At 45.0% G+C, this 26,309-nt stretch carries 33 protein-coding genes and 2 pseudogenes; 13 read left to right on the top strand and 22 right to left on the bottom strand.

The genetic code is table 11. The annotated features are described in order from the left end of the window. The first annotated feature begins 167 nt into the window (after window positions 1-167). A complete protein-coding gene (locus ACWHAR_RS04260; RefSeq protein ID WP_032873325.1) occupies window positions 168-1,160 on the top strand; it encodes a sigma-54-dependent transcriptional regulator in 993 nt (330 codons plus the stop codon). Window positions 1,161-1,176: 16 nt separating this feature from the next. Beyond that, on the top strand, window positions 1,177-1,815 hold the full coding sequence (trhA, locus tag ACWHAR_RS04255; RefSeq protein ID WP_007612091.1) for a PAQR family membrane homeostasis protein TrhA: 639 nt from the start codon (window positions 1,177-1,179) through the stop codon (window positions 1,813-1,815). 40 nt (window positions 1,816-1,855) lie between these two features. Here the strand turns inward: trhA and ACWHAR_RS04250 are convergent, their stop codons facing one another. From ACWHAR_RS04250 to ACWHAR_RS04205, 10 genes are all read right to left on the bottom strand, one after another. Continuing rightward, the gene (locus ACWHAR_RS04250) at window positions 1,856-2,479 is read right to left on the bottom strand and encodes a lysophospholipid acyltransferase family protein (protein WP_032873322.1); all 624 of its coding nucleotides are present in this window, start codon (window positions 2,477-2,479) and stop codon (window positions 1,856-1,858) included. Between the two features lie 20 nt (window positions 2,480-2,499). Beyond that, the gene (locus ACWHAR_RS04245; protein WP_032873320.1) at window positions 2,500-2,985 is read right to left on the bottom strand and encodes a dihydrofolate reductase; all 486 of its coding nucleotides are present in this window, start codon (window positions 2,983-2,985) and stop codon (window positions 2,500-2,502) included. Then, a complete protein-coding gene (locus ACWHAR_RS04240; RefSeq protein ID WP_003153622.1) occupies window positions 2,982-3,776 on the bottom strand; it encodes a thymidylate synthase in 795 nt (264 codons plus the stop codon). Before ACWHAR_RS04240 ends, ACWHAR_RS04245 begins: the two co-directional genes overlap by 4 nt. A 99-nt stretch (window positions 3,777-3,875) precedes the next feature. Continuing rightward, complete coding sequence (locus ACWHAR_RS04235; RefSeq protein WP_007409526.1) at window positions 3,876-4,484, bottom strand: YpjP family protein; 609 nt, start codon at window positions 4,482-4,484, stop codon at window positions 3,876-3,878. A gap of 262 nt (window positions 4,485-4,746) precedes the next feature. Beyond that, window positions 4,747-5,517: a class I SAM-dependent methyltransferase gene (locus ACWHAR_RS04230; protein ID WP_032873318.1), complete on the bottom strand. Its 771-nt coding sequence runs from the start codon at window positions 5,515-5,517 to the stop codon at window positions 4,747-4,749. A gap of 39 nt (window positions 5,518-5,556) precedes the next feature. Further along, window positions 5,557-5,991 carry a BrxA/BrxB family bacilliredoxin gene (locus tag ACWHAR_RS04225; RefSeq protein WP_003153619.1) on the bottom strand — a complete coding sequence of 145 codons (435 nt, stop codon included), beginning with the start codon at window positions 5,989-5,991 and terminating at the stop codon, window positions 5,557-5,559. An 81-nt stretch (window positions 5,992-6,072) separates the two neighbouring features. After that, entirely contained in the window at window positions 6,073-7,749 is a 1,677-nt protein-coding gene (ilvD, locus tag ACWHAR_RS04220) for a dihydroxy-acid dehydratase (protein WP_032873315.1), read from the bottom strand. 252 nt (window positions 7,750-8,001) lie between these two features. Further along, window positions 8,002-9,135, bottom strand: coding sequence for a conserved virulence factor C family protein (locus ACWHAR_RS04215; RefSeq protein WP_032873313.1), 1,134 nt, complete (start codon window positions 9,133-9,135; stop codon window positions 8,002-8,004). Window positions 9,136-9,203: 68 nt separating this feature from the next. Then, complete coding sequence (locus ACWHAR_RS04210; RefSeq protein WP_032873311.1) at window positions 9,204-9,812, bottom strand: HD domain-containing protein; 609 nt, start codon at window positions 9,810-9,812, stop codon at window positions 9,204-9,206. A gap of 11 nt (window positions 9,813-9,823) precedes the next feature. After that, window positions 9,824-10,306, bottom strand: coding sequence for a glutathione peroxidase (locus ACWHAR_RS04205; RefSeq protein WP_032873309.1), 483 nt, complete (start codon window positions 10,304-10,306; stop codon window positions 9,824-9,826). A gap of 283 nt (window positions 10,307-10,589) precedes the next feature. On the opposite strand from ACWHAR_RS04205, the gene metA reads away from it, so the two are divergent. The 4 genes and pseudogenes from metA to cspD all read left to right on the top strand — a co-directional run bounded on the left by metA (window position 10,590) and on the right by cspD (window position 13,284). Continuing rightward, a complete protein-coding gene (gene metA / locus ACWHAR_RS04200) occupies window positions 10,590-11,495 on the top strand; it encodes a homoserine O-acetyltransferase MetA (RefSeq protein ID WP_003153608.1) in 906 nt (301 codons plus the stop codon). 224 nt (window positions 11,496-11,719) lie between these two features. Further along, window positions 11,720-12,862: a diglucosyl diacylglycerol synthase gene (locus ACWHAR_RS04195; RefSeq protein ID WP_032873307.1), complete on the top strand. Its 1,143-nt coding sequence runs from the start codon at window positions 11,720-11,722 to the stop codon at window positions 12,860-12,862. A gap of 94 nt (window positions 12,863-12,956) precedes the next feature. Continuing rightward, window positions 12,957-13,068 (top strand): annotated as a pseudogene (locus ACWHAR_RS04190) (hypothetical protein); the annotation flags it as partial. 15 nt (window positions 13,069-13,083) lie between these two features. Beyond that, window positions 13,084-13,284 carry a cold-shock protein CspD gene (gene cspD / locus ACWHAR_RS04185; protein WP_003230776.1) on the top strand — a complete coding sequence of 67 codons (201 nt, stop codon included), beginning with the start codon at window positions 13,084-13,086 and terminating at the stop codon, window positions 13,282-13,284. A gap of 53 nt (window positions 13,285-13,337) precedes the next feature. Here the strand turns inward: cspD and ACWHAR_RS04180 are convergent, their stop codons facing one another. Then, window positions 13,338-13,520, bottom strand: coding sequence for a hypothetical protein (locus ACWHAR_RS04180; protein WP_032873305.1), 183 nt, complete (start codon window positions 13,518-13,520; stop codon window positions 13,338-13,340). A 161-nt stretch (window positions 13,521-13,681) separates the two neighbouring features. Between ACWHAR_RS04180 and ACWHAR_RS04175 the strand changes: the two genes are divergently transcribed. Then, window positions 13,682-13,939, top strand: coding sequence for a DUF2564 family protein (locus ACWHAR_RS04175; RefSeq protein ID WP_032873303.1), 258 nt, complete (start codon window positions 13,682-13,684; stop codon window positions 13,937-13,939). 29 nt (window positions 13,940-13,968) lie between these two features. Here the strand turns inward: ACWHAR_RS04175 and ACWHAR_RS04170 are convergent, their stop codons facing one another. Both ACWHAR_RS04170 and ACWHAR_RS04165 read right to left on the bottom strand, forming a co-directional pair. Next, window positions 13,969-14,151 (bottom strand): zinc-finger domain-containing protein, encoded by a 183-nt coding sequence (locus tag ACWHAR_RS04170; protein WP_003153581.1) that lies wholly within the window; start codon window positions 14,149-14,151, stop codon window positions 13,969-13,971. A gap of 2 nt (window positions 14,152-14,153) precedes the next feature. Then, window positions 14,154-14,825: a ribonuclease H family protein gene (locus tag ACWHAR_RS04165; RefSeq protein WP_014418166.1), complete on the bottom strand. Its 672-nt coding sequence runs from the start codon at window positions 14,823-14,825 to the stop codon at window positions 14,154-14,156. 81 nt (window positions 14,826-14,906) lie between these two features. Here ACWHAR_RS04165 and ACWHAR_RS04160 point away from each other — a divergent pair, with 81 nt between their 5' ends. Genes ACWHAR_RS04160 through sspL form a run of 3 tightly spaced genes read left to right on the top strand, consistent with a single transcriptional unit; the run spans window position 14,907 to window position 16,166 of the window. After that, window positions 14,907-15,587, top strand: coding sequence for a queuosine precursor transporter (locus ACWHAR_RS04160; protein WP_012117815.1), 681 nt, complete (start codon window positions 14,907-14,909; stop codon window positions 15,585-15,587). 6 nt (window positions 15,588-15,593) lie between these two features. Continuing rightward, complete coding sequence (locus ACWHAR_RS04155; RefSeq protein WP_032873511.1) at window positions 15,594-15,986, top strand: reverse transcriptase-like protein; 393 nt, start codon at window positions 15,594-15,596, stop codon at window positions 15,984-15,986. A gap of 51 nt (window positions 15,987-16,037) precedes the next feature. Beyond that, the gene (sspL, locus tag ACWHAR_RS04150) at window positions 16,038-16,166 is read left to right on the top strand and encodes a small, acid-soluble spore protein L (protein ID WP_003153575.1); all 129 of its coding nucleotides are present in this window, start codon (window positions 16,038-16,040) and stop codon (window positions 16,164-16,166) included. A gap of 5 nt (window positions 16,167-16,171) precedes the next feature. On the opposite strand, the gene ACWHAR_RS04145 is transcribed toward sspL, so the two are convergent. From ACWHAR_RS04145 to ACWHAR_RS04115, 7 genes are all read right to left on the bottom strand, one after another. After that, window positions 16,172-17,059, bottom strand: coding sequence for a 5'-3' exonuclease (locus ACWHAR_RS04145; RefSeq protein ID WP_014418167.1), 888 nt, complete (start codon window positions 17,057-17,059; stop codon window positions 16,172-16,174). Window positions 17,060-17,153: 94 nt separating this feature from the next. Next, window positions 17,154-17,297: a hypothetical protein gene (locus tag ACWHAR_RS04140; protein ID WP_003153570.1), complete on the bottom strand. Its 144-nt coding sequence runs from the start codon at window positions 17,295-17,297 to the stop codon at window positions 17,154-17,156. Between the two features lie 76 nt (window positions 17,298-17,373). After that, entirely contained in the window at window positions 17,374-17,631 is a 258-nt protein-coding gene (locus ACWHAR_RS04135) for a YpbS family protein (protein ID WP_032873301.1), read from the bottom strand. A 69-nt stretch (window positions 17,632-17,700) separates the two neighbouring features. Then, entirely contained in the window at window positions 17,701-21,279 is a 3,579-nt protein-coding gene (locus tag ACWHAR_RS04130; RefSeq protein ID WP_032873299.1) for a dynamin family protein, read from the bottom strand. 182 nt (window positions 21,280-21,461) lie between these two features. Then, on the bottom strand, window positions 21,462-21,557 hold the full coding sequence (gene fbpC, locus ACWHAR_RS04125) for a Fur-regulated basic protein FbpC (RefSeq protein WP_025284905.1): 96 nt from the start codon (window positions 21,555-21,557) through the stop codon (window positions 21,462-21,464). A gap of 72 nt (window positions 21,558-21,629) precedes the next feature. Beyond that, window positions 21,630-22,136, bottom strand: coding sequence for an isoprenylcysteine carboxyl methyltransferase family protein (locus ACWHAR_RS04120; RefSeq protein WP_032873297.1), 507 nt, complete (start codon window positions 22,134-22,136; stop codon window positions 21,630-21,632). Further along, window positions 22,136-23,236, bottom strand: a complete 1,101-nt coding sequence (locus ACWHAR_RS04115; protein WP_032873295.1) for a type III polyketide synthase — start codon at window positions 23,234-23,236, stop codon at window positions 22,136-22,138. The genes ACWHAR_RS04120 and ACWHAR_RS04115 overlap by 1 nt, the downstream gene beginning before the upstream one ends. 165 nt (window positions 23,237-23,401) lie before the next feature. On the opposite strand from ACWHAR_RS04115, the gene ACWHAR_RS04110 reads away from it, so the two are divergent. After that, on the top strand, window positions 23,402-24,010 hold the full coding sequence (locus ACWHAR_RS04110; protein WP_032873292.1) for a GNAT family N-acetyltransferase: 609 nt from the start codon (window positions 23,402-23,404) through the stop codon (window positions 24,008-24,010). A gap of 28 nt (window positions 24,011-24,038) precedes the next feature. On the opposite strand, the gene ACWHAR_RS04105 is transcribed toward ACWHAR_RS04110, so the two are convergent. Next, window positions 24,039-24,347, bottom strand: a complete 309-nt coding sequence (locus ACWHAR_RS04105) for an MGMT family protein (RefSeq protein WP_007612133.1) — start codon at window positions 24,345-24,347, stop codon at window positions 24,039-24,041. A 221-nt stretch (window positions 24,348-24,568) separates the two neighbouring features. On the opposite strand from ACWHAR_RS04105, the gene ACWHAR_RS04100 reads away from it, so the two are divergent. Then, window positions 24,569-24,832 (top strand): hypothetical protein, encoded by a 264-nt coding sequence (locus ACWHAR_RS04100; RefSeq protein ID WP_032866282.1) that lies wholly within the window; start codon window positions 24,569-24,571, stop codon window positions 24,830-24,832. Window positions 24,833-25,222: 390 nt separating this feature from the next. Continuing rightward, window positions 25,223-25,366 (top strand): annotated as a pseudogene (locus ACWHAR_RS04095) (DUF421 domain-containing protein); the annotation flags it as partial. 249 nt (window positions 25,367-25,615) lie between these two features. Here the strand turns inward: ACWHAR_RS04095 and ACWHAR_RS04090 are convergent. Then, complete coding sequence (locus tag ACWHAR_RS04090; protein ID WP_007612138.1) at window positions 25,616-26,182, bottom strand: cysteine hydrolase family protein; 567 nt, start codon at window positions 26,180-26,182, stop codon at window positions 25,616-25,618. Window positions 26,183-26,309: the final 127 nt, after the last annotated feature.

Below are 26,309 nucleotides of genomic sequence, written 5' to 3'. Positions count from 1 at the left end.
ATTTAAATCCCTATTTAATATGCCATTATAACATGAATATTCAAACAATAAGATAATTATTTTAATTTTGTAAATAAAAATAAATGAACCGATACAAGAGAAAAAGATATTTTCGATTGCACAAACGTGTTATACTTAAACCAATTAGAACCAAAAGGAGCCAATTCATGAGTGTAATTGAACAAACTGATCCTTTTTATCAGCTGGCCGGCGAACATCAAACCTTTTTAGAAGCGAAACGATTGGCCTCGCAATTTGCCTTATCTGATTTGCCGGTCTTCATAACAGGTGAAGTCGGAACCGGAAAAAAACAAATGGCCAGAGCGATCCATCATAAATCCCGCAGAAACAGCGAACTATTTATTACCGTTCACTGCAGCCAAAACGAAGAGCGGCTCGAATATGAACTGTTCAGCGCTGAAGGTGCATTAAACAGGGCCCGCCGCGGAACATTATTCTTATATGAAATCGGAGACATGCCGCTCTCGGTACAGACCCGCCTTCTTTCCGAGCTGGACGCCGGAATTTCCGCCCGCATCATTGCAAGCAGCACGGCGGATCTTGGCGATACCGGCGCAGAAAATACGTTCAGCCAAGATTTATTTTACAGGCTTCACGTGTTATGCCTTCCGCTCCCTGCTTTATCTGAACGAAAAAGCGATATACCGCTTCTTTTGCAGCATATGCTGACAGCCACCGGGCAGCATGTTCATATCGATCCGTCCGTTTATCCGCTGTTTGAGCGGCACACCTTTAACGGCAACATCAGAGAACTTCAAAATGCGGCGTACTATATGGCCGCGGCAGCATCCGGCAGCACGATTTATCCCGATGATGTCCCGCTGTATATCAAAAACAGCCAGAAAGCGAAAACAGCTAAGAAAAAAGAAAAACGGCTGACATTGATGGAGAAAGAAGAGTTTTTGTTTATTTTGGAATCAATTAAAGACTTAAATACAAAAGGCGAACCCGCCAGCAGACGGAGCATATCCGAATTAAGCGAAAACAGCACAATGACATTATCGCCCCAGCAGGTCAGAAACAGGCTTGATTACTTAGAAAAGATGCACTATGTGACAAAAGGCCGAGGACGCGCAGGAACAAAAATTACATTAGAAGGGTTGAGCTTTTTGCAGTCACTGCAAAAACAAATCCTTTAAAAAGGAGGACATTTGATTGTTCACAATAAAAGAAGAAATCGCAAATGCCGTCACACACGGAATCGGTGTATTGCTGTCGATTCCGGCGCTTATTTTTCTCATTATCTTCGCGGTGAAATACGGATCGCCGACAGACATCGTCAGCTTTTCAATCTTTGGCGCTTCAATGCTGCTGCTGTATCTCAGCTCGACTCTTTTGCACAGCATTCAGCATAAAAAAACGAAAGACATTCTTGAAATTGTGGATCATTCCGCGATATACGTATTAATAGCCGGAACATATACGCCATTTTTATTAGGACCCCTTAAAGGGGCGCTCGGTCTGACCCTTTTAATTATTGTTTGGTCGCTTGCCATCGGAGGCATCGTGTTTAAAATCTTTTTCGTGAAGCGGTTTATCATTTTTTCAACGCTTGTCTATTTATTGATGGGCTGGCTGATCATCGTCGCCATTAAACCGCTGTACGCTTCGCTGTCAGGCCCCGGTTTCGGCCTTCTTCTTTTCGGCGGCTTATTGTATTCCGCCGGCACAATATTTTATATTTGGAGAAAGGTTCCGTATCATCACGCCATTTGGCACAGTTTTGTTTTAGGCGGCAGCGCCTCGATGTTTTTCTGTATTTTGTTTTATTGCGTCAAAGTTCCCTTTATCTGAAATAAAAAAGCACAGCCTCTCTATAGAGACTGTGCTTTTTTTATGCACGGAGCCGTTTCTGACCGGCCGGATAATAAGCGGGCTTTATATGTAATTCAATGTCAGCCGGTTTCAGCCGTTTCAGTAATCTGCCCCGCAGCAGCCGGTCTGTTCCCGAAGTGCTGACGGGCACAATCGGGAGATCGAAACGAAGTGCCATTTCCTCCGGATTGATTTTGCCGTCTTCAGACAGAATCAGACTTTGCCCTTTTTGCAGACGGACTTCCGCCTCCTGAAACACGGCGTCCCGGCTGTCTCCGTCACAAATGATACCCATCAGCCGCAGCCATTTCCCGAGAAACGGCATCCGGAAAGCTTTCTCGCCAGCGATAAAACCAGCCGGCTCTTCAAGATGTCCCGCAAGCAGCAGAAGATCAGCCGGGTGCAATCTGGGATGCACATACAAAACGGGGCCGTCCGGTATCGGCTGATCATGATGAATGCCGATTGCCGATCCCGACACGTCAATGCAGCCTCTCATAAAGGCTTTCGGCCTCTCATACACCAGCCTCATCTGTTTTTGAAAAGAAAGCCGCGGGTCAAGCTCTTTTTGATTGATATATTCCTGAATATTTTTCATGAACATAAATACAACGTACATCACAAGGCAGCCGTAACGAATCAATTCTTGTCCCCCTGCTTAAATCAATTCTTTTTCTCGTATACAAGGTACTCATAATCATAAGGGTTTTTGTCATCTTTTACTCCCTGTTTGCGGGATGTCAATTCCCATTCAGCTTCATTAAATTCCGGAAAAAAACGGTCTCCTTCAAAGACATGGTGAATTTTTGTCATGTAGAGTCTGTCCGCATAAGGAAAGAGCGCACTGTACAGCTGGGCGCCGCCGATCACAAAGCATTCTTCATCCGCCGGGATCAGCTTGAGCACTTCCTCAGCCGAGTCGGCAGTAATACAGCCCGGGAATAAAGATTCGTCCCGTGAGGTTACAACGATGTTACGCCGGTTCGGAAGCGGGCGTCCGATTGATTCAAACGTTTTCCGCCCCATTACAATGGTGTGACCCGTCGTCACTTTTTTGAAATATGCGAGATCATCGGGAAGGTGCCAAGGCAGATCGTTATCTTTTCCGATCAGCCGGTTTTCATCCATCGCAAAAATAAACGAAATCATACGCTGACAGCTCCTTTTATGTGCGGATGCGGGTCATAATCCTCAATGATAAAGTCTTCAAACGTAAAATCAAAAATAGAATCAACATTTCGCGCAAACCGCAGTTTCGGCAGCGGACGGACATCCCTTGTAAGCTGCAAATTCACCTGCTCCACATGGTTTTGGTAAATGTGGACGTCTCCGAATGTATGAACAAACTCACCCGGTTCAAGCCCCGTCACATGCGCGATCATCATTGTTAAAAGCGCATAAGACGCAATATTAAACGGCACGCCGAGAAAGACATCCGCTGAGCGCTGATAAAGCTGACACGACAGTTTTCCGTCCGCGACATAAAACTGAAACAGGCAGTGGCAAGGCGGAAGCGCCATATGATCAATTTCGCCGACATTCCAGGCGCTGACGATTAAACGTCTAGAATTCGGGTTTGTCTTGATGTCGTGAATCAGCCGGGAGATTTGATCAATGGTCTCGCCGTCCGCTCCGCGCCATGAACGCCATTGAGAACCGTAAACCGGTCCGAGTTCTCCGTTTTCATCCGCCCATTCGTTCCAGATGCGGACTCCGTTTTCCTGAAGGTAGCGGACATTCGTATCTCCTTTTAAAAACCAAAGCAGCTCATGCGCGATGGACTTAAAATGGAGCTTTTTCGTCGTAAGCATCGGGAAACCTTCCTGAAGGTTAAACCGCATTTGGTAGCCGAACGTGCTGATCGTACCCGTTCCCGTACGGTCTCCTTTTTTTTCTCCGTTTTCTAACACATGACGGCACAAATCTTTATATTGTTTCATTTTTTTCATCCTTTTAAAGTAGTCTTTTAGTAGTGTAACACAATAAAAAATCATTTCTGCAAAATTTCTCAGAAATGATTTTTTTATTTCTTCTCGCTATTACACGCTCATCCAGTCAGGCGGCGTATTGCGGTCCCAGTAAATGCTGCCAAGCTCATGATGTGATTGAAATCCGTCTTCAGCAGTATGGTAATGAAAATTAAACCAGTAGCCGTCTTGCGGAGGATGATCCCGGCGGACGTGGAACCTTAAAAGATCTTCACCCGTCAGCCTGTTATACACATGAAAAATTTTTTCAGTTTTTCCGGCCGACGGTTTGCTGGAAATAACCACATCCTGATACGCTTCATCATCTTGAAACTTGGCCAAATGTCCTGTGATCACATCTTCGATTTTCGGCAGAATTTCACTTCTGTAATCATCTTCAATGACCGGAGAGATTTTGCTGCCGAATTTTAAAAATGATTGATTTTCAGCATCACCGAGAAGCTGCTGCTGATACGATTGAAACAGTAATTCAGGCTCCCGCCCTGCCTTCTCTTCTCCCGGCAGGGCGTGTTCATCATAAAAAGCGGTGTAATCATTCTGCTCAAGACTGCTCGACTGTCCTGAAGGCTTGTCTGTCATCAAAGCAGCCGGAGGAGACACGAGTCCGAACGTTACAATGGTAAACAGAACCACAAGGGTCTTTTTCATCCACAATTTCATGACAGATTGTTCCCCTCTGTTTTATTGTCCTCTTTTCCTTTATTTTAGCATAGATGAAAGCGCGGCGTCATGTCCGGCAGCGTATTATCATGCAATATGGGAAATTGGTAACTGTGACCGAGCGGATAAACCGCTTACAATAAGAAGGAGAAAAAGGAGGGGATGAGATGATTAACGCTTTATTTGCGACTGTATCACTTCTCACGCTGCTTTATTTTGTCGTTATGGAAATCACTGATTAACGAAAAAGAAGCCCATGATATCATGAGCTCACATGGATGACACCAAAGTGGAAAAGCGCCGTCTTTCTTTTCAGCACCTTGAAGCCGTATCGTTCAAACCGCGGGCTTTTCCAATGGTCTTTAAGCACTACGCATTTTTTCGCCGCCCGGACGGCTTGCGTGATGCACTCTTCGTTAAAACCCTCTTCTGCCAGCGCGCGGAGCGGTGCAATGCCGTCTGACGTTTCTACAGGTTCGTGAAACATCGGGTCAAAATAAATGACATCTACCGATGAATCAGGAAGCTCCCGCAAATAATCGGCGCAGTCGGCATGTTTGACCTGAATGCGTTTCATGGCGGTTTGGAGCTGCTGCATTCCGGTTTCCCACGTTTGAAGTCCTGTTTCTACAAGCAATGAGACAAGCTTGTTTTTCTCCAGGCCGATGACTTGTCCGCTTTTTCCGACTGCCAGGCTTGCCAAAATCGCATCGGATGCCAGGCCGAGCGTACAATCTAAAAAGGAATCCCCTTCGCGTAATCCGGCTGCTTTTAACAACGGCTCAGCTTCCCCTCTCAAAAACCGCTTTGCGCGGAACATCGCTGTATTCGGGTGAAAAAAGAACTTCTCCCCTTGCTTCGTGTAAAGTTCGAACCGTTCCTTTCCGATGACTAAAAGATCGCCAGCCGCTCGTTCCAGCATTTTTTCAATGGGCTGTTTATTGCGGCTGCAGTAAGTGTCACCCAGCTTGACACTGAGTGACTGCGCTGTGTGTATCGTATATTCGCTTGGTCTGTAACTCGTTGTGATCATTTTTTTCTCCAAAAAGAAAATGCCCGGAATTCGGGCATTTCAGCAGTGCGCATCGAAGGCATCCGTCAGATTTTTCATAATTTCCTCCATGTCATGCCCTTCGATTTCGTGGCGGGGAATAAAATGAACGACCTCTTTCCCTTTTAACAGCGCCATTGATGGCGAGGAAGGTTCCTGCCCCGTAAAATATTCACGCATTTTTGCAGTTGCGTCTTTATCTTGACCGGCAAATACGGTAACCGTATGGTCAGGCGCTTTTTCATGCTGTAAAACAGCCTGAGTCGCAGCCGGACGGGCAAGACCGGCTGCACAGCCGCACACGGAGTTGACAACGACCAATGTCGTGCCCTCTGCCTGTTCCATAAAACTTTCTACTTCTTCAGCAGTCGTTAATTCCTGAAAACCCGCACCCGTCAGCTCACGGCGCATCGGCACGACCAGCTGGCGCATATATTCTTCATAAGCCATTGACATAAAAAAGCCCCCTCTAAAATCCTTATATGAAGTCAAGGATACTATAGAGGGGGCCGGAATTCAATTGTTCAGGCCTCTGTTTTATATTTTCATGATTCCGCCTGTATTGGCGCTTGTTACGAGTTTGGAATACCGGGCCAGATATCCTGTTTTTACTTTCGGCTCGAAGCCTTTCCATTCGGCCTTGCGTTTTTCCCATTCTTCTTCAGGCACTTGTACGTCCAAAATCCGTTTTTCTATGTCAACGATGACATGGTCGCCGTTTTCTACGAATGCGAGCGGGCCGCCTTCAGCCGCTTCAGGCGATACGTGCCCGATTGAAAGGCCCCGGGACGCTCCTGAAAAACGGCCGTCTGTAATAAGCGCCACTTTCGGGCCAAGCCCCATTCCGACAATCTGAGACGTCGGAGCAAGCATCTCCGGCATGCCCGGGCCGCCCTTTGGCCCTTCATAACGGATAATGACAACATCTCCTTCTTTTACTTTGCGGTTTATAATGCCTTCAAGCGCGGCATCCTGGGAATCAAAGACGACAGCGGGACCTTCATGTCTTGTAATCCCGTCCTGTACACCGCCTGTTTTGATAATGGCGCCGTCCGGAGCCAGATTCCCAAACAGGACGGCCAAACCGCCTTTTTCGGTAAACGGATTGTCAAGCGGATGAATCACGTCATAATCCTTTACTTCATGACCCGTAATTGTTTCTCCGAGTGTGCGGCCTGTTACAGTCAGCGCGTCAAGATGAAGCGCCCCTTCTTTTTTCGCCAATTCATTAAGGGCCGCCGAGACTCCGCCCGCTTCGTGCAGATCTTCAATGAAGACGTCCGAGGCCGGCGCCAATTTCGATAAGTGAGGCACTCGTTCAGCCACTTCGTTAATGCGTTCTAAAGAGTACTCAACCCCAGCTTCATTGGCAAGCGCAAGCGTATGAAGCACCGTGTTGGTTGAGCCGCCGAGAGCCATGTCTAACGCAAACGCGTTGTCAATCGCTTTTTCGGTGACGATATCGCGCGGCTTAATGTCTTTTTTGATGGTCTCCATCAATTGGGCCGCTGATTTTCTCACAAACTCTCTTCTCTCCGGTGAAGTTGCTAGAATTGTTCCGTTGCCCGGAAGCGCCAGACCGAGCGCTTCAGACAGACAGTTCATGGAGTTTGCCGTAAACATGCCCGAACAAGATCCGCACGTCGGGCAGCCGAACTGTTCCAGCTCCTGCAGGTCGCTTTCACCGATTTTCCCGGCTTGATATGCGCCGACGCCTTCAAATACTGAAGAAAGCGAAATTTTGCGGCCGTCGCTTGTACGGCCGGCTGCCATCGGCCCCCCGCTGACAAAAATGGTCGGAATATTAATCCGCATAGCCGCCATCAGCATTCCCGGCGTAATTTTGTCGCAGTTCGGAATGCAGACCATTCCGTCAAACCAGTGCGCCGAGACGACCGTTTCAACTGAATCGGCAATGATTTCGCGGCTCGGCAGCGAATATCTCATGCCGATATGCCCCATCGCGATTCCGTCATCTACTCCGATCGTGTTAAATTCAAAAGGCACACCGCCCGCTTCCCTGATTGCTTCTTTTACGATTTTTCCAAATTCCTGCAGGTGAACATGCCCGGGAACGATATCGATGTATGAATTACAGACCGCGATAAACGGCTTGCCGAAGTCTTCTTCTTTTACGCCGGCAGCGCGAAGAAGGCTTCGGTGCGGCGCTCTGTCAATTCCCTGTGTGATCATGTTGCTGCGTAATTCTGCCATGGTGATCCCCCTACTGTTTTTAGACTGTGCATTATTTTTAAAATTTTCAGTTTATTCTAGGGCGCGTTCTGCAAATTTTACAGTATCTTTGCCCTGTCTCGCTTTTCTATTCTTTCTGTATTTCGATAAAAACCCTCCAACAATTAATATTGTACTTACTATATAGAGTTTTGAATCATTTTTCAACAATATTCTAAATAATTTTTATAAAAAGTGAATTCAAATAAAAAAGGTGCATGGCGCACCTTTTTGTTATAACTGTTCTTTTTTTCTGCTTTCAGTCATCTGTTTCCAGACTGAACCTTTCGCCTCTTCTCCGTGCTCAATCCGTTCAATCGCCATTTTGACTTGCAGGCTGACTTCGAATTCCGGATCGTCTTCCGCCGCTTTTAATGCTTCCAGCGCGCTTTCATCGCCGACTTCATATAAAAACATGGCCGCGCGCCAGCGCACAAGCTTGCTTGAGTCACTGAGCGATTTCATCATGGCCGGGATGGCGCTCGCATCGCCGAGATCCGACAGACAGTCACCCGCCGTCCTTCTGACCGTCACCGTTTTGTCTTCAAGCGCTTTGTATAACAGCGGAAGCACAGACGGCTTTTCGATCATTCCCAAATAAACGACGGCTTGTCTTCTGATCGAAGTCTTCGGATCATGCAGCGCCTTTTCCAATACTGGTAAATCGTCTTCATCCGGATCCATTTGCTCAAGATGGGCATAGCGCTGTTTCCAGTCTTCATCATCGAGCATCTCCAATGTCACTTTATAAGCTTTCCGCTGCACTGCCGGTTTGGCCTCACCCTTTTGCTGTGCGGCTGCTTCTGTCAGACGTTTGAGCCGTTCATCACTGTAGGCGGCCTGAAGCTCTTCTGTGACATCATGTCCGATTTCGGTAAAATCTCCGAAGCGCACGCCTTGTTCTTTCCAAGCCCGCTCAAATACGACATTTGAAGCTTCGGAACGCAGCTTTAAAATGGCTTCTTGGAAACGTTCCGGAAGGCCGAAGCGTTCTTCACGTTCGCCGTCCGTCAATTTGACCTGCATCGGGATTCCGCTGAACATTTGTACGAAAACCTTCACTTCACCGAACGATTCCTGTTCAGAACGGCTCTCAGACTGCTCCGTATGTTCCATTCCGAAAGCGGAACGGACCTGAGGCAGAATTTCCTTCCAGTCAAAACGGGCGTTTCTCTCCACAGCCAGGAAATCGGCAACGTGATAAACGCCCTTTACTCCTTCAATGTTTAAAATATCACGTACGACAGCCGGAGCATCATCTGCCTGATCGGGTTTGTAATTGTTGCTTTTCCCTGCCGGAAGCTCTTCAGTCAAAATCACTTTCATCGTGTTCGGACTCGGCGTCGGTTCTATTGATTTAATCTTCATATTGGTCCTCCTATGCGCAATCTGACACTTATTCTAACATAGTCGGCACAAGCGTTCTATTGCGCCGCTTAGCTTTTGCAAATGCCGGCCTCTTTTTGGATACGGGCGGCGAACTGCAAAAGAAATTGATGCCGCTCCTCTGCTAAACCGGCCCCCGCTTTTGTATTCATTAAGCCTTTAAGCTTGATTAATTTATCCTCTATATGGGCCAGCACACTTGTTTGAGTTCCGTACATCGGTTGACCCTTCGCGCCGGCAAACATAAAAGCCCTGCCGATGCCCGCTGCGCCGATCGCATCAAGCATGTCTGCATCCTGAACAACTTTCCCCTCCAATGAAAGCGGCCGCTTTTTCAGCAGTTCCCTGTGTCTGAATGACATTCTCGTGATAATATCCGCGATCTCCTGAATGGAGCCAGCCGCGATGTTGAAAGCAGCCAGCCGTTCTGTCACTTCGCCTGCCGTCAGCCTTTCGCTTTTTTCGAGCTTGGCGTCAATCAGATCATGAACCAGCGCGGCCGTCTCAGTGATAAATAAGTCGGCGCCTTCTTCTTTTGCCATATAAACAGAAAGTGTTGCGACCCGGGAAATATGAAGCCAGTCATGGCCCGTCCGTTCATTAATAAGCTTTTCTCTGACCCAATTCCTGACGCTTTCCAGCTGCTCTTTTTCGTTCACCGTATCACCTCTTATTGGGCCAAAAGCCTCTGCACCGTATCTTCAAGCTCTTTTGGGTTGACGTTCGGTGAAAAACGCCCGGTGACTTCACCGTTTCGGTCCACGATAAACTTAGTGAAATTCCATTTGACCGCTTTTGTGCCGAGCATCCCCTTTGCCTGTTCCGTCAGATATGTGAAGAGAGGATGAGCGTCTGCTCCATTGACATCGACTTTTGCAAACATCGGGAATGTGACTCCGTAGTTTTTCACACAGAACTCTTGAATTTCCGCTTCGTTTCCAGGTTCTTGGTTCATGAATTGGTTGCAGGGAAATCCCAATATTTCAAGACCTTCCTCCCGATATGTATCATAGAGCTCCTGAAGCTGCTTGAGCTGGGATGTGAACCCGCATTTGCTTGCTGTATTCACAATGATCATCACCTTGCCTCTGTAAGTCGATAGCATCATGTCTTCGCCTGTTATGGTCCGTACGTTTATATCGTAAATTGTCATCTGCGGCCCTCCTATTTACATTCTTCATTTATTTTACCTGTTTTACACTGCAAAACAAACGGAAACCGCTTTTTCCTTCCACTTAACGGAAAACGTTTTTTTCGAGGAACCAAACGGCTCTTTACCCGTCATAATAAAGAGCCGCTCCGAATTTATGCCCATTTGCCGCTTTTATCCCTGTCATTATGCGTTAAATGCGGTTTATTACGCCGGGATGGATTGAAAAATGGCTTAAAAATTTCTATAATGAAGAAAATTAACGGGGAATAACGGAGGTGGCATGTTGCCTATTAATATACCAAATCACCTGCCCGCTAAGCAGGTGCTTGAAAGTGAACACATCTTTGTAATGGATGAAAGCCGGGCTTTTCATCAGGATATCCGGCCGCAGAAGATCGTGATTTTAAATCTGATGCCGAAAAAAATCCAAACGGAAACCCAGCTCCTCAGGATGCTTGGGAATTCACCTTTACAAGTTCACTTTACGTTCTTAATTCCGAGCACACATACTCCAAAAAATACGGCAAGGCAGCATCTGGATGAATTTTATACGGATTTTTCCAGCATCCGCCACAAACGGTTTGACGGAATGATTATTACCGGAGCTCCGATTGAGCACCTGCCGTTTGAAGATGTTTCTTACTGGGAAGAATTGAAGGAAATCATGGAATGGAGCAAAACGAATGTCACTTCAACCCTCCATATCTGCTGGGGCGCTCAAGCCGGTTTATACTATCATTACGGCATTGAGAAAGTGGAGCTGCCGAAAAAAATCTTCGGTGTGTTTGAGCATACCGTTCTTAAAAAACATGAGAGATTGGTAAGAGGATTTGACGAGCTATACTATGTGCCCCACTCACGGCATACAGATATTAATACGGAGCAGCTGCAATCGGCTTCGGATCTGGATGTGCTCAGCGTTTCAGAGGAAGCGGGGGTCTGTTTAATCGTTTCAAAAGACGAAAAACAGATTTTCTTAACGGGTCATCCGGAATATGATACCGATACGCTACTTCAGGAGTATGAGAGAGACATAGAGAGAAATCTTTCAAACGTAGAAGCTCCTAAGCACTATTTTGCACCCGGCGGGAAAGAACCTGTTAACCGCTGGAAAGCTCATGCAACGTTATTGTTTATGAATTGGCTGAATTATTACGTATATCAGGAAACCCCGTATGAATGGGATTAATTTTTGTTTTGAGTGATACGGTGACAAAAATATGATAAAATACTCTTGATTCAGTATGCGTATAACAAAACTTTAAAATAATGGAACATATCAATTAAATTTAGTTTAAATATGTTGCCGCGCTTATTATAAAATGATGCACTTGTGTTATGTTTATCTATAGACAATAACTCCTTACGATGCATGAAGCTTGCTTGTTGTTGATTACATTGAGGTGAATTTACTTGAATACCAATAAAAAAGTATTAATTTTGACTGCAAATTACGGAAACGGGCATGTTCAAGTGGCCAAAACGCTCTACGAACAGTGTCTGCGTCTCGGCTTAGATGTGACGGTTTCCAATTTGTATCAAGAGTCAAATCCGATTGTTTCAGAGGTTACTCAATACCTTTATTTAAAAAGCTTCTCAATCGGGAAACAGTTTTATCGTTTGTTTTATTACGGAGTTGACAAAATCTATAATAAACGCAAATTCAATATTTATTTTAAAATGGGAAATAAACGTTTAGGCCAGCTCGTCGAAGAGCATAAGCCGGACATTATTATCAATACATTTCCGATGATTGTCGTACCGGAATACAGACGGAGAACCGGAAAAGTGATCCCGACGTTCAACGTTATGACCGATTTCTGCCTTCACAAAATCTGGGTTCATGAAAATGTTGATAAATATTATGTCGCCACAGATTACGTGAAGGAAAAACTGATTGAAATCGGCACTCACCCGAACAACGTAAAGATCACGGGCATTCCCATCAGGCCTCAATTCGAGGAATCGATGCCGAAAGAGCCGATTTATAAAAAATACAATCTCTCTCCCGACAAAAAAGTTCTTCTTATTATGGCGGGAGCGCATGGTGTGCTGAAAAACGTAAAAGAACTGTGCGAAAATCTCGTTCATGACGATCAGGTGCAGGTTGTGGTGGTATGCGGCAAAAACAGCTCGCTGAAAGAATCCCTCAGCAGCTTGGAAGGTGACAATGCCGACCGGCTGAAAGTGCTGGGCTATGTAGAAAGAATTGACGAGCTGTTCCGTATTACGGACTGCATGATCACGAAACCGGGCGGCATCACACTGACGGAAGCGACGGCGATCGGAGTACCCGTTATTTTGTACAAACCGGTTCCCGGACAGGAAAAGGAAAACGCCATTTTCTTTGAAGATCGCGGTGCGGCTGTCGTGGTCAACCGCCACGAAGAAATTTTAGAGTCTGTCACCTCCCTTCTCGCGGATGAGGAGAAGCTGAACCGGATGAAGGACAATATTAAAAGCCTTCACCTCCCTAACTCCTCTGAAGTCATTTTGCAGGACATTATAAAAGAATCTGAACTGATGGCCGAAAAGGCGGATATGGCATTATCGTAAGAGAAAAGCACACGGACGATTCGTGTGCTTTTTGTTTTTTTCCGGATAAGCTTTGTCACTGGAAAAATAAAGATGAAAAATAGAGAGCGGCCGCTTGACGCCCGCTCCCATATGGTGTATAGTTGAACCATCATTTAACAACGTAAACATACGTACGGTTGAATGATGACAAAATTTTTTTTAGCACGAAGGTGCTACAGTACTAGGAGGAATTAAGCAATATGCAAAACGGTAAAGTAAAATGGTTCAATAACGAAAAAGGATTCGGCTTCATCGAAGTTGAAGGCGGAGACGACGTATTTGTTCACTTCACTGCTATCGAAGGAGACGGATACAAATCATTAGAAGAAGGACAAGAAGTTTCTTTTGAAATTGTCGAAGGTAATCGTGGACCTCAAGCTTCTAATGTTGTAAAACTCTAAACTCAATACATGTTGATCAGATGACACAAATAGAGGAGAGGCGTATGCCTCTCCTATTTGATTGCCGTCTGAATCTCAATTGCGACAAGATTCTGCTTGCAGCGCTGCTCGATTTCTTCAATTTGTTTCTCCATTGACGGCATTCCTTTTTTCGCCATTTCCGCTAAATTTCCCAAATCACCGTATATTTCTTTAAATGTCTGCTGAAGGATTGTTTTTAAATCATTATCATTCACGGCTGGTTTTTCCCTTCTCTCCCAAGATACCCTGAATAATAGTAATTAAGCCCTAATTAATCAGGTTCAATAGTTATATCGGCTCATTTTATATATTTTTTCTATTTTCCGTACATATTTCTAAAAAAAAATCTCCAAACTATTTGCGGAGGTGTTTTTTAATGGACTCTGAATTTTTTCCAAACGGACTGACGGATAAACGCCAGCTTGAATTAGCGGTAGAAACGGCCCAGAAAACAACGGGAGCGGCTACCCGGGGCCAAAATTCAACTTTGGCGGAATCTGCTTACCAGGCGATTCAGGATGCCAGAACGATGTCACAATCCAGTGAACTGCAAGCTCTCGACCAGGATTTTCTGCAAAAGCAGCGAATGCTTCTCGACGATTGCCAGCATCAGCTCGATGAATTCGAAAAATAAAACCGCAGAAACTACTGCGGTTTTATTTTTTATTGATTTGTCAGCACCTTGCCGTAGGCTTTCAGCTTCTCCCCCACCGTACATTGGTTGATGCAGAAAGAATGAGCGTGCGTTTTTCCAAACTCTTTGCGAAAATGCTTTTTTACGAAACAGTCTTTGCAATATTCATCCTGAAGCTCAGTCAATTCTTTATAAATGCTTTTTTTATCCAATATCAGTCATCTCCGTTACCTTCTAATGTTATGCGGCTTTCAATCTGCCGGTCCGAGAGAATTTTTCTGGCAAGGTCATCCGCTTCTTGATTTTCCTTTCGGTTTACGGCTTCATATGTCGGTGTCAGCTTTAAGGATTCGAGCAGCGCTTCAATTTTATCCAGCCATTCGTTTTGCGTTTCATCATAGCACGGCCAGCTGCCGTCAAGCTGATGCAAAACGACGAGGGAATCCCCTCTTATCGTGATTGAATTTCTGCTTGCGCCAAGTTCCTGCACTTCCTTAAGGGCTTCGTACAAAGCGGCATATTCCGCCTCATTGTTCGTCTGAAGCGTTAAGCTTTTGTTTTTCCGTATGCGGTGCCGCTTGCCGCCGAGAGAATAATACACGACAATTCCCAGTCCGGCGCGTCCGCTTGTTTTGTCAAAGCCGCCGTCGAAATACACTGTAATGTCGTCAGGTTCGTGCGCAAGCTCTTCAGTAAGCTTTTCTAATTCTTTAAGCGTCCAGCTCGCGCCTTTTTCATCCTCAAAATAAATGTCTTTTATATAAGGAAAGCGGCTGACTTCTCTTGCAAGCATGCGCGCTTTCGGAACGGTCAGCCAATCTTCGGAAAAAAACGCGACAGGGCCTGTTCCTTTTGCTTCTATTTCGATATACGGCTTAAGATTCATTGAAATCACCTTACCATTCATTAGTTGACGGGCGTGTGCTATAATCAAACCATTCTCAAATTGAAAGGAAGTCAGCAGGTTTTGTTTAACGATGTGTTATGGATCTTATTTGCGGTCATTCATTTTATCATTGTTCTTCTGTTTTATAAAGGATTTGGCAAAACGGGCCTATTCGTATGGATCGGTTTCGCCACGGTGTGCGCCAACTTGCAGGTTGTCAAAACAGTCGAGCTGTTCGGGCTTACGGCGACACTGGGAAATATCATGTACGGCACCGTTTTCTTCGCAACGGATGTGCTGAATGAAAAATACGGTCCCAGAGAAGCGCGCAAAGCCGTCTGGCTCGGGTTTTCCACTCTGCTCGCTTTGACATGCGCCATGCAGGGGGCTCTTTTATATAAACCGGCTGCTTCAGATATCGCACAGCCGGCCCTTGAGACGATTTTCGGTTTTCTGCCGCGTGTTGCGCTCGGAAGCCTCTTGGCTTTTATTTTCAGCCAAACGATAGATGTTTATGTATATTCAGCCATTCGGAGAATCTTTCCTTCAGACAGGCTTCTCTGGCTCAGAAACAGCGGAAGCACGGCGCTCAGCCAGCTGCTGGATACATTTATCTTCACTGCCGTGGCCTTTATCGGCGTTTATTCCGCGGGCGTATGGTTCAGCATCTTCATTTCAACTTACCTGATTAAATTTGCGGTATCACTCATTTCTGTCCCTTATGCGTATGCGGCAAAACGAATGACACCGAATGGAGAGTGACGGATGATGCCCGCTGAAATTTATGTAGACGGTGCAAGCGCCGGAAACCCGGGCCCGTCCGGTATCGGTATTTTTATTAAACATGACGGGAAAACAGAATCTTTCTCAATTCCGATCGGCGACCATTCAAATCAGGAAGCTGAATTTCTCGCTTTAATTGAAGGAATGAAGCTGTGTGCCGCCCGCGGATTTGAGTCCGTGTCATTCCGGACGGATTCGGATATCGTGGAGCGGGCCGCAGATCTTGAAGCGGTTAAAAACAAGGCTTTCCAGCCGTTTGTGGACGAAATCATCCAGTTAAAGGCCGGATTTCCATTGTTTTTCATTAAGTGGATTCCCGGCAGACAAAACCAAACAGCCGATCAGCTCGCAAAAAAAGCGATTCGGCTGAATAAATAACCGGAATGAAATTGCGTCTCACTGTTCATCCTACAAATGAGGTGAACAGCTATGAGAAAAGAAAATAAAGGCCGGCTGACCGGGGGCGTGAATCCTCAGGGAAATATGGAAGGAAATGCGCACAAAGACCCGAAATCAGCCCTTGAAAACAACGCAAAAAAAAGCAATACAAAACGCTAGAGGGATCAGCTGATCTCTCTGGCGTTCAGCTTTTCGAGCATCCTTTCAATTCCTTTTATCTGATGGCGTCTGAGCATTAATGCCGCCTCTTCCATCTTCAATGAAAAAAGCGCTTCTTCAAGCGTACAGACTAACGGTACCTCGCAATGTATTTCAGCAAGCTGCCTTGACAGCTCCAATTCTTTCAAGCTTTGCTGAATTTTCGTTTGCTGGCCCTTCGGCAAGAGAGCGAGGCTTTCTAATAAGCGGTCTATGTTTTGATATTCACGTATCAGCTTGTACGCCGTTTTTTCCCCGATTCCTTTAACGCCGGGATAGTTATCGCTCGTGTCTCCCATCAGCGCCTTAATGTCAATCAGCGCTTTTGGCGGAACTCCCGTTTCTTCTCTGAATATCTCATCTGTATATACCTTATAATTGCCGATACCCTTTTGCAGCAGCGCTACTTGAACTTGATGATTCAGCAATTGAAGCAGATCTTTATCACCCGTTACAATCGTAATTTCCGCTTCCCCGGAAAATAGGGCAGAAAGCGTACCGATACAGTCATCCGCCTCATAGCCTTTTATGCCGATGTTTAAAAAACCGAGCTCTCGCGCTGCTTCTTTCGCCAGATCAAATTGCGGAATCAGCTCTAGCGGCGGTTCACTTCTGTTGGCTTTATAATCTTGAAACAAATCATTGCGGTACGTTTTGCTTCCCATATCCCAGCAGCAGACGACATGTGTGGGCTGAAACGTATCAACCGCTGTAATAAGATGCTTTAAAAAACCGTTGACTCCGTTTGTGGGAATTCCGTTTTCATTTATCATAAAATTGCGATGAACGGCCGTCGCGAAAAATGAGCGGAACAAAAGCGCCATACCGTCAACGAGCAGTAATTTATTATTCATATATCGATACTCCTTTTTATTCAATGTTCCTATTTTACCAAAGAAGGCGGTAAAAAAACAGCATCCCCCCATTTGGAAGATGCTGCCGTCACGTTTACTCACCGTGTCTTTTATTGCTTGCCATCAGCTTTTCAGCTTCACGGCCGGCATAAGAATCAAATTTCTGTCCGAAGCCGTTTTTCTTTTTGGCATTGTTATTCTGCTGAGCATTTCTGTTTCCCAGTTTTGTTCTGCCCATGGTCATATCCCCCTTTAGAGAAGATACGGATAGTATGTACAGCAAGCGCTGATGACACACGCGGCAGGTTCATCCATTACTGTCTGCTGACGAATTCTTTCACCATCTCTTCACTTACGAATCGTCTTTGCGGCACGATGCCCTTTTTCGCCAGCTGGTTCATTTTTGCCGTGATGCCATTGATGGCATCTGTCGTGAACGGTTGATTCTGTCTGCATTTTACAATGGCTTCGTCAATGGCCTGTTCACGCTCATAATCAAGCTGTACAAATGTTTTGACATGCTGATGCTGTTTTGCGGAATGTGCTGAAATTGCTTTATGGACTTCTGACATAAAAGGTTTCATCTCGCTTTTTTTTCATTTTAGTCTACCACGACTGTTATCTGCCCGCCAACCGGATTTTTAAATTTTCAGCATTTCATCTTTCTTTTTCCATGCTTTTTCGGCTTCGTAAAGGTGTTCAATTTCCCTTGCACTCGTATTTTCCGCAAGACCTTGTAAATAAGTGTCCCGCTGCTCGCGGATCTGGGACAGGCTTTTATCCGCCATGTCTTCTTGCAGACGGCGCACCTGCTCAGCATATCGCTCTGAAAGGCTTTCTTTCTCCTGTTCAAGCCACTTTTCTGTCACTTTTTGCAGGCTAAGCCTGAGCCCTTCCACAAACGCTGCTTTTCCGTTCTCTTCAAAAAACTGCTTCGGTGATTTAACTTCCTTTACGTGATGTGAGAATGCCGAGACGTCAATGACCGGAGCGACCTCTTTCAGCTGAACGGCAAATTCGTTTTCACCGCTGACATAAATGGAGAAATCTCCGTCTTCCATAAGCTTCTTCTGACAGTTTTCCATCCATTCCTCAGCCATATGGCGCTCAATAAAACCGGTCATCCGGATATCGAGCGTTTTCAGCTCTTGAATATATTCAAAACGGAATTCCTTGAGCGCTTCATTCAGCGCCGCTGATATATTTTGTTTCCAATCGCCGTTTTGAAGGCCCGGATGGAAGGCGGTTTTCAGCATATCATTCGCATAAAACGTCAGGCGATGTTTAATGTGATAGAGCTGTTCTTCCGTATCTTTCATCACTTTTCGAATGATGACCTCAGACGTACGGCGCTTTGAAATGTCAGCGAGAGCTTTTTCATAGGAAGACTCCAGACGCTGTTTCTTTTTCTCTTTTTCTTCTGCCGACTGGTGAAGAGATTCGTGAAGCTGTTCCACCATATCGCACAGCTTGTCCGCCTCTGTTTTCAGCTGGGCGCAGCTGGCCTTCATTACATCTTCCTCAATAAAGTGCTCAAGCCCGGTTCTTACATCAGAGAACCTGTTATAAAAAGCTTCTTTTTTACCCGCAAGCTCTTCTTTACTTGAGACATGATATAATTTCGGCCGGTTAATTCCCTCTTTTGAGAGTTCCGAGCGGACATAGTCTTTGACGGTTTCCAGCTCGCTTTCGGTTTTGGCCAGATCGGCGGCGTTAATGACAAAAAACATTTTATCCATGCCGAATGATTCTTTGACGAGGCCGAGTTTCTTCAGAAAAGACCTGTCTCCTTTTGAAAAAGAATGCTGATAGTACGTCATATAAAAGAACGCGTCAGCATCTTTTATATATTGAAAGGCAAGTTCCGTATGGCGCTTGTTTATACTGCTTGCTCCCGGCGTATCAACAATGGTGATGCCTTTTTGCGTGAGAGGCGAATCATAATACACGGTGACTTCTTTTACGCAGCAGGCCGTTTTTTCTTCGGCTGCGTACGGTTTTAAATCTTCAACCGGCACCGTCAGTGTCAGCCTTTGACGGATCTGTTCTTCGTACGTATCAAACGCCTGCAGCATCGTCTGAATCACCGGGATAAGTTCATCCGGAACTTTTCCCTTTTTAATGGCATAATTCCATCTCTCTTTCAGTGAACGCCCTTTTACATCAGCATCTTTCAGCTCAGTCAGCTGAAGCATTTCAGCGTCCAGCTCCTCCTCCGTTTTAAAAACGATCTCCGCAGATTTATGCGGTTTGCCGTCTTGCGGTTTCGTTATTTTGTTGATCGTAGCCGTTGTGGGCGTCGGTGATGACGGAAGCACGTATTCACCGACAAGCGCATTTGCAAATGATGATTTACCGGAACTGAATCCGCCGAATAACGCCAAGGTAAACTGGCGGTTTTCAAGCCGCTCAATCCTACTCCGAAAGGCTTCTGCCTGTTTTCCTAATATGCTCGAGGATTCAAGAATCCCGGCAAGCTCATAGAACCGATCAGTCTGCTCTTTTATAGGAAGTTCCTTCATCGCATTTTTTTCGGGCTTGCTTACTTCATGCTGTACAGCCTCTTTTGGTTTCTTTTGGACGGGCGCTTTTGCAAGGCGTTTTTTTCGCGTATACCAGTCGCCGCTTCCCGTATCACAGGTCAATTCTTCTTCCCACAAAGCGCGGACTCGGGCTGCTTTTTCCAAGGCATTGCGTTCTTCTTTTACCGATTGCGCGAGCTCATCCCTTATTTTCTTTTCTTTTTCGAGCCGGTTTTTCAAGTTCTCAATGAGCGGTCCGTTTTTTGTCTGAACATAAGCGGTCAGCTCCTCAATGAGTTCCGCTGTCTGTCTTTTGGCTTCCCTTCTGATCATTTCAGCGAGGTCTTTCGTATAAGTTAATACGTATTCAGATGAAAAGGCCGCTCCCTGCTTAAGGGCCTGAGCGGTGATATCATCAGAAAGCGGTGTGCGGTACGCCTGGATTTTCCTGATCAGTTCGTCCGAATCCGCTTCATACCGCTTGGCCGCTTTCGTAAATGTGTCGATAATATGCCAATCCGCTTCCCCTTCCGTTCTTTTTTTAATATCGGCAAAAAATTCAGCATGCCTTCTTTCTTTCTCCTGAGCCGTTTTCGCTTTTGAAAAGAATAATCCGGTTTTAAATGAGGGCTGCTGTGATTCAATATAAGCAGATGCAAGCTCCCTCATCTCAAAGGGTGTCAGATTAGCGTTTTGCAATATGTTCTGCACGTCTTTTCTGATGTCTTTCTCTGCTGTTTCAGCCTGTTGAACGGCTTTTTTAAGCTCACCTTCAACAGAACGGACAAGTGCTTCTTGTTTGTCAAACTGCTCTCCGCTGCCGTTTTTATCATCTTTTACGAGCATCTCTGTATGCTCTTTGACTAAGTGTGCAACTTTTCTCTCCGTTAAAGACCATAAATTTGTTTTTGCCTGCTGTTTCAGCTTCTGCAGATGTTTTTTCAGCTGTTCCATGCCGTTTAAAGGATGGTCAGGCTCAGTGACAGACGTAAAGAAAAGCGATTCTTTCGGTATTCCCGCGCCTTCAAGCATATCTTCCACCTGCCTGCGGTACTCTTCAAACTTCGTTTCAGTTTCATCATGTCTGTCAATTTGGTTGACGATCAGAAATAAATTTGGAATACGGTCTTTGATGGAGCTGAGAAACAGCATATTTTCTTCTGAATGAACGTGATTATAATGAACGACGTAAAATAAAGCGTCAGCCTGATGGAGAACCGAAGCCGCCGATAAAAAATGCGCTTCGTCCGTCGAATCAATTCCCGGTGTGTCGATGTAGGCCGCATGAGGCTCTGACTCCTTAAAGCCGGCATAGACTTCCACCGTTTCAATTTGCTCACCGTCTTTACAGAATTGCTGCACTTGTTCTTTATCGTAACTTCCTTTAATTTCTGCATAAGCCCCGTCCGTCGTATGAAGCACGACTTTATCTTCACCGTGCCGGATGACAACGAGGTTGGCGCTTGTAGGAATCGGGCTTGTCGGCAGTATGTCTTCACCGAGCAATGTGTTTAATAAAGAGGACTTTCCGGCCGAATAATGCCCGGTAAACGCGATATAAACCTCTTCATCAGCCGCTTTTTTCATAATGGCCGCGAGCTGATCGGCCCGTTTTTTATCCTGATGATCCAAAAATTGTGCGTATAAGGCACCCGTTCTGCTGAAAATCTCCCTGTTATGGCGTTCTTCTTCTGTCATGTGTCTTTACCCCTTTGTGTCTGTCGCATCAAATGACGTTTTCATTTTTAGAAAGCTCTGAAAAAAACCTCTCCCCCATTTTACACAAGAATGGCTCACTTTTCTTCAGGAAACGCAAAAAAGCCGCCGATATCGGCAGCTGATAAAGAAAAAACACCCGCGGCAGGAAAAACCGCAGATGTTTAAGAAGACATTGATTTATTCGAAACTTTTTTCAATACGAAACCAATTAAAACACTGTATGTACAAACGGCTGCAAATAAAAATAACATTGTCATTTTCGGCACCACCTTGAATGAGAATCATTTTCATATTTACATCTTATCATGAGTGAGAATGATTTTCAATCTCTATTTTGCGGTGTTTTCTTCTAACGCTTTCTCTTCGGCGCGAATCCTCACAGTGAGCATGCAGGCATTGAGAATCGAAAAGAGAAACAGTGTCCAATACGCTCCGTATAACAGCGGCAGAAAAATAAATTCTAAGATGACGACCGCGTAGTTCGGGTGCTTCATCCACCTGTACGGCCCCTTTCTGACAAGCTCCGCATCCGGCACGACAAGGATTTTCGTATTCCAATACCGCCCTAATGATAATAGCGCCCAATACCTGATCCCCTGTACAAATAAAATAATACATATAATGGCGGCCCACCTTGGAGAAGGCGTTTTTTGAAACGCCACCACCTCAGCTGTAAGAGAGACAAAAAAGAGCACGTGCATCAGGACGAGAAAGGGATAATGTCCTTCTCCGTATTCGACTGCGCCTTGCTTTTTCACCTTTTGCTCATTGCGCCGGGCCACAATCATCTCCGCAATCCGCTGGGCCGCAAGCAGCATGATAAACAGCCAAAACATTAAGAAGCCCCCTTTTCCCAGCTGAACAGCAAAAGCTCAGACGAAAATCCCGGCCCGAGAGCGCCGATCAGCCCTTTTTCGTTTTCTTTCTGCCGCCCGTGAAGCAACTGTTCTCTTATCACATGAAAAATAGTTGCGGAAGACATGTTCCCGTGTTTTTGCAGCACCTTCCGAGATGCCGCAAGCTGACCGGTGTCCATTGAAAGACTCGTTAAATAGGCGTCAATGACCTTTTTCCCGCCGGGATGGGCAAGAAAGGTTTTAATGTCGTGAGGACTGACGCCATATTCAAATAAAAATTCATCAACATTGTCCTTCAGCCACTGTGAAACCAGGGTGGGAATATCTCTTGAAAAAATGACTTGAAAACCGCTGTCGGTGAATTCCCAGCCCATCACATCTTCCGCATCCGGCATCATCACCGATTGAGTGGCGAATATCCGCGGAAGAAGCGGCTGTTTGACTTCGTTTCGGTTCGCCTTTTCTCCTCCGATTAGTACTGCGGCAATTCCGTCCGCAAACAGGGAAGTTCCGATTAAGTTGCTTTTTGACTTGTCGTTCGGCTGAAACGTTAAACTGCAGAGTTCAGCCGCGATAACAAGCACGTATGCTTCAGGATACGCGCGGCAGTATTCGTACGCCCTGGACAGGCCGGCCGCTCCGCCCGCGCATCCTAAACCCCAGATCGGTATCCGTTTTGTTTTCGCAGAAAACGGAAGCTGATTCATCACTTTCGCTTCAATGCTGGGTGTCGAAAGCCCGGTGCTGGAAATAAAAAAGATCGCATCCACTTTTTCATATGGAAAGGGATTTGTTAAACAATCCGGGTTTGTTAAACAATCAAGTGCCGCATCCGCACTATGCTTGACGGTTTCTTCCGTATACAGCCGGTTTTTCTCTGAAAAACCCCGTGCCGTTTTATACCATTCAATCGGCCGGACAAACTGCCTTGATTCAATTTCGCCGTTTTGAAAGGCTTTTAACAGCCGGTCAATATCCTTAAATGAATCGGCAAACATCCCTCTCGCAAAATCTGCCGCCGTTTCTTGCGAGACATGATATTCCGGAATGCTGGTTCCGACCGATAACACATATGCCATGCCCATCACCTCTTCACATAAAGGTTTCCGCTTTTTTCCTGAATGTATGCATAAGTTTGAATCGAGGATTTCACTGACATGCCATTTTAATTTAAAATTGGCCCTTTTGAGTGATAAACCGTTCGACTATACTTGACCCATTCATAAAAAAAGGTTGTGATAAGCATGCTGAAACCCGTCATTCTTAAAGGGTCACTCGTTCAGTTAGAGCCGATGACGATTGATCACACTCAGGCACTTTGTGAAGCTGCTTCAGGAAATAGGACGACTTACGCTTACACCCATGTTCCTGACGGAATCGAAGAAACAAAGCGTTATATTGAGCGCGCGCTTTCCGATTATGAAAAAAGACTTGCATTGCCTTTTGCAGTACGGAGTCTTGAAACAGACCGAATCGTCGGAAGCACGAGGTTTATGGATGTGGAAGTGTTTACGCGGCCGACAGATGCAGCTCCGGAAGTGTGTGAGATCGGCAGCACATGGTATGCCTCTGCCGTGCAGCGGACCGGTGTCAATACGGAATGTAAACTTCTGATGCTGACCCATGCGTTTGACGTGTGGCAAGCTGTCAGGGTGACACTGAAAACCGATGTTCGCAATCAGCGCTCACGGACTGCGATTTTGCGGATCGGTGCCCAATTTGAAGGAATCCGCCGCGCGCATATTCCGGCTGTCGACGGCGGCCTCAGAGATACTGCCTACTACTCCATCCTTCGGGAGGAATGGCCTTATATCCGGCAAAACCTTTCTGGCCGGCTCGCAGCATATAACTGAAAAACCTGCCGATATACGGCAGGTTTTTTTACATATTCGGATCATGGACGTATAAATTGAGATCGATCCGTCCGTCTGACGTGACCGCTACCCCCTCAGCTTCAAGAGACAGCTTCTGTACAGAAAACATCTCTTCGTCTCTCAATCCGATTTCGCCCTTTGCATTGATGACCCTGTGCCAAGGAAGACGATGCTTTTTACTCATGGAGTGAAGAATCCTCACAACCTGCCTCGCTCCCCGCGGACTTCCCGCAAGATCGGCAATTTGACCATACGTCATCACTTTTCCTTCAGGAATCTGTTTGATAATAGCTACCGCCCGTTCTGTAAATGTCATGCAACTCCTCATTTCGCAAGAGTAGATGATTTTTGAGAAAATCAGCCACTTCCTGATTTTATTTTTATAGATGATAATTGCTTCATCATCATACTTATTTCATCTCTGCGTTTAAATAGATTATCTGTTTGTTCACAAAAAATTAACAAAGATAAGCATGTACTTATTTAACATAATATGTAATAATACAATTGTATTAAAAAAGAAAAGGAGTGTTTACAATGAAAATGAAAAAAGCTTTAGCCGGATCAGCCCTATCACTCGCTTTACTCTGTTCTGCCGCCCCTGCTTTTGCCGCAGGTCCTGCTGATACACCTTCTGCAGAAAGTAAAACGAAGGAAGTATCTGCTTTGGCGACGTTCATACTTAATGGTTCCGGCCCTGATTATCCTACTTCAATTTACCGGAATGGAATCACCTATTATTTAGACAACATCACCTTCCATGGTGCTGATGGCACTTGGACAGCCGTCTACAAAAGCTGATTTTTCATGACGCGGAATGTTTGTTCTAAGTAACAACTAAAAATAATCCGTATGTTACCGTGCCGATAAGAGAATAAATGATTGCTAACATGTTACTTTTTTCAACCAGACATTATTTTTCTCAATTCTATATTAAAGAAGTGTCAAAATTAAAAACTATTGACATGTTCTGTATTAAAGAAACTAAGGGTTAAGAACTTGTGCAGCAGATCATTTTGTTCCATGTTTGTTTTCCAGAAAAGAAGTTCCAAATATCTATTTTGACGGTGTCAATAATTGTTTTATCATGGAACGGAATCTGGTATGGGAATTTTGAGCGCTGGTACGAATATGAAGGGGGCTCTGTCCCCTTTTTTTAGTTTCACTGACCTTAATAATTGATCCGATATATATGCCACTTTAGAAGCTAATGGACAATTAGGTTACGAATTAAAAGATGACTGTAAGCCTTTAACCATCAAAGATCTTAAAAATGTGATCGATCCAAAATGTCTTAACAAAGAGCCTCAGCACAAGCCAAAAAATCTTGAATAATTCGCTGATTAGTAAAGCCTTTTGTTATTCAAAACCGATGCCGAATCAGACCGTTAACCGCCGATCATTTTTTACCGAAACCGGTTTACAAGAAACAAAAAAAGCATCTGAAGCAGATGCCTTTTTCAATCGATATTGCGACGATGAAAAGAGTCGGTAATCCCCGTATTTTCCGACGAGGTCCTTGTATGCGCCTGAATATGCTTTTCAGCCGCCTATATCCACCGCCGCCCTTAGCCATAATGTTAGTCAGTTTGTTTTTATAAAATCATTGATTAATTGATCAGTCGTTAATATTGTGGCAAATTCATCATGCAATGTTGCCAGAGATATATTGTGAATAGTCTCTGCATCATAATATGTATCATTTTGGTCTCTCATTCCGAAGGCTGCTGTTGCATCTGAAATCAGGTATGTATCAAATCCTAAATTACCGCTCATCCTTGTGGTTGTTGAAACACAGTGCGGCGTAGTCAAGCCAGTGATTACGACAGTTGTTATATCATTTGCTTTTAAAAGCTCTTCTAGATTAGTCCCAATAAAGCTGCTGTTTACTTTTTTGGTTATAATGACTTCTTTATCCATAGGTTTAACGATTTCCTTTATAGCAACCCCCTCATTTTTCGGATAAAATAAAGAACCAGGTTTATCAGAAGTATGTTGTATGTATATGACTGTCCATCCTTTTTCTCTCCATAATTTCAGTATTTTGCTGATATTTTCTTCCGCCTTTACGTTATTTCGTTCTCCCCACTTTTTATCATCAAAGGCTTTTTGTACATCCACAATGATTAAAGCTTTTTTCTTTTCTGCCATCAGATAACCTCCTATATTGAAAATTCGTATTTATAACATTTTAAATAAAGTTTTTACTTTTGTACAATTGATTAAGTTACTATCACATCTTCCCCGTTGGAAAAGCATTGAAATATCTAAAGTTCAC

It is taken from the genome of Bacillus sp. LR--39, from assembly GCF_053613335.1.
Note: the sequence above shows the minus strand (reverse complement) of the source record. Positions and strands in the feature narration are given on the sequence as shown.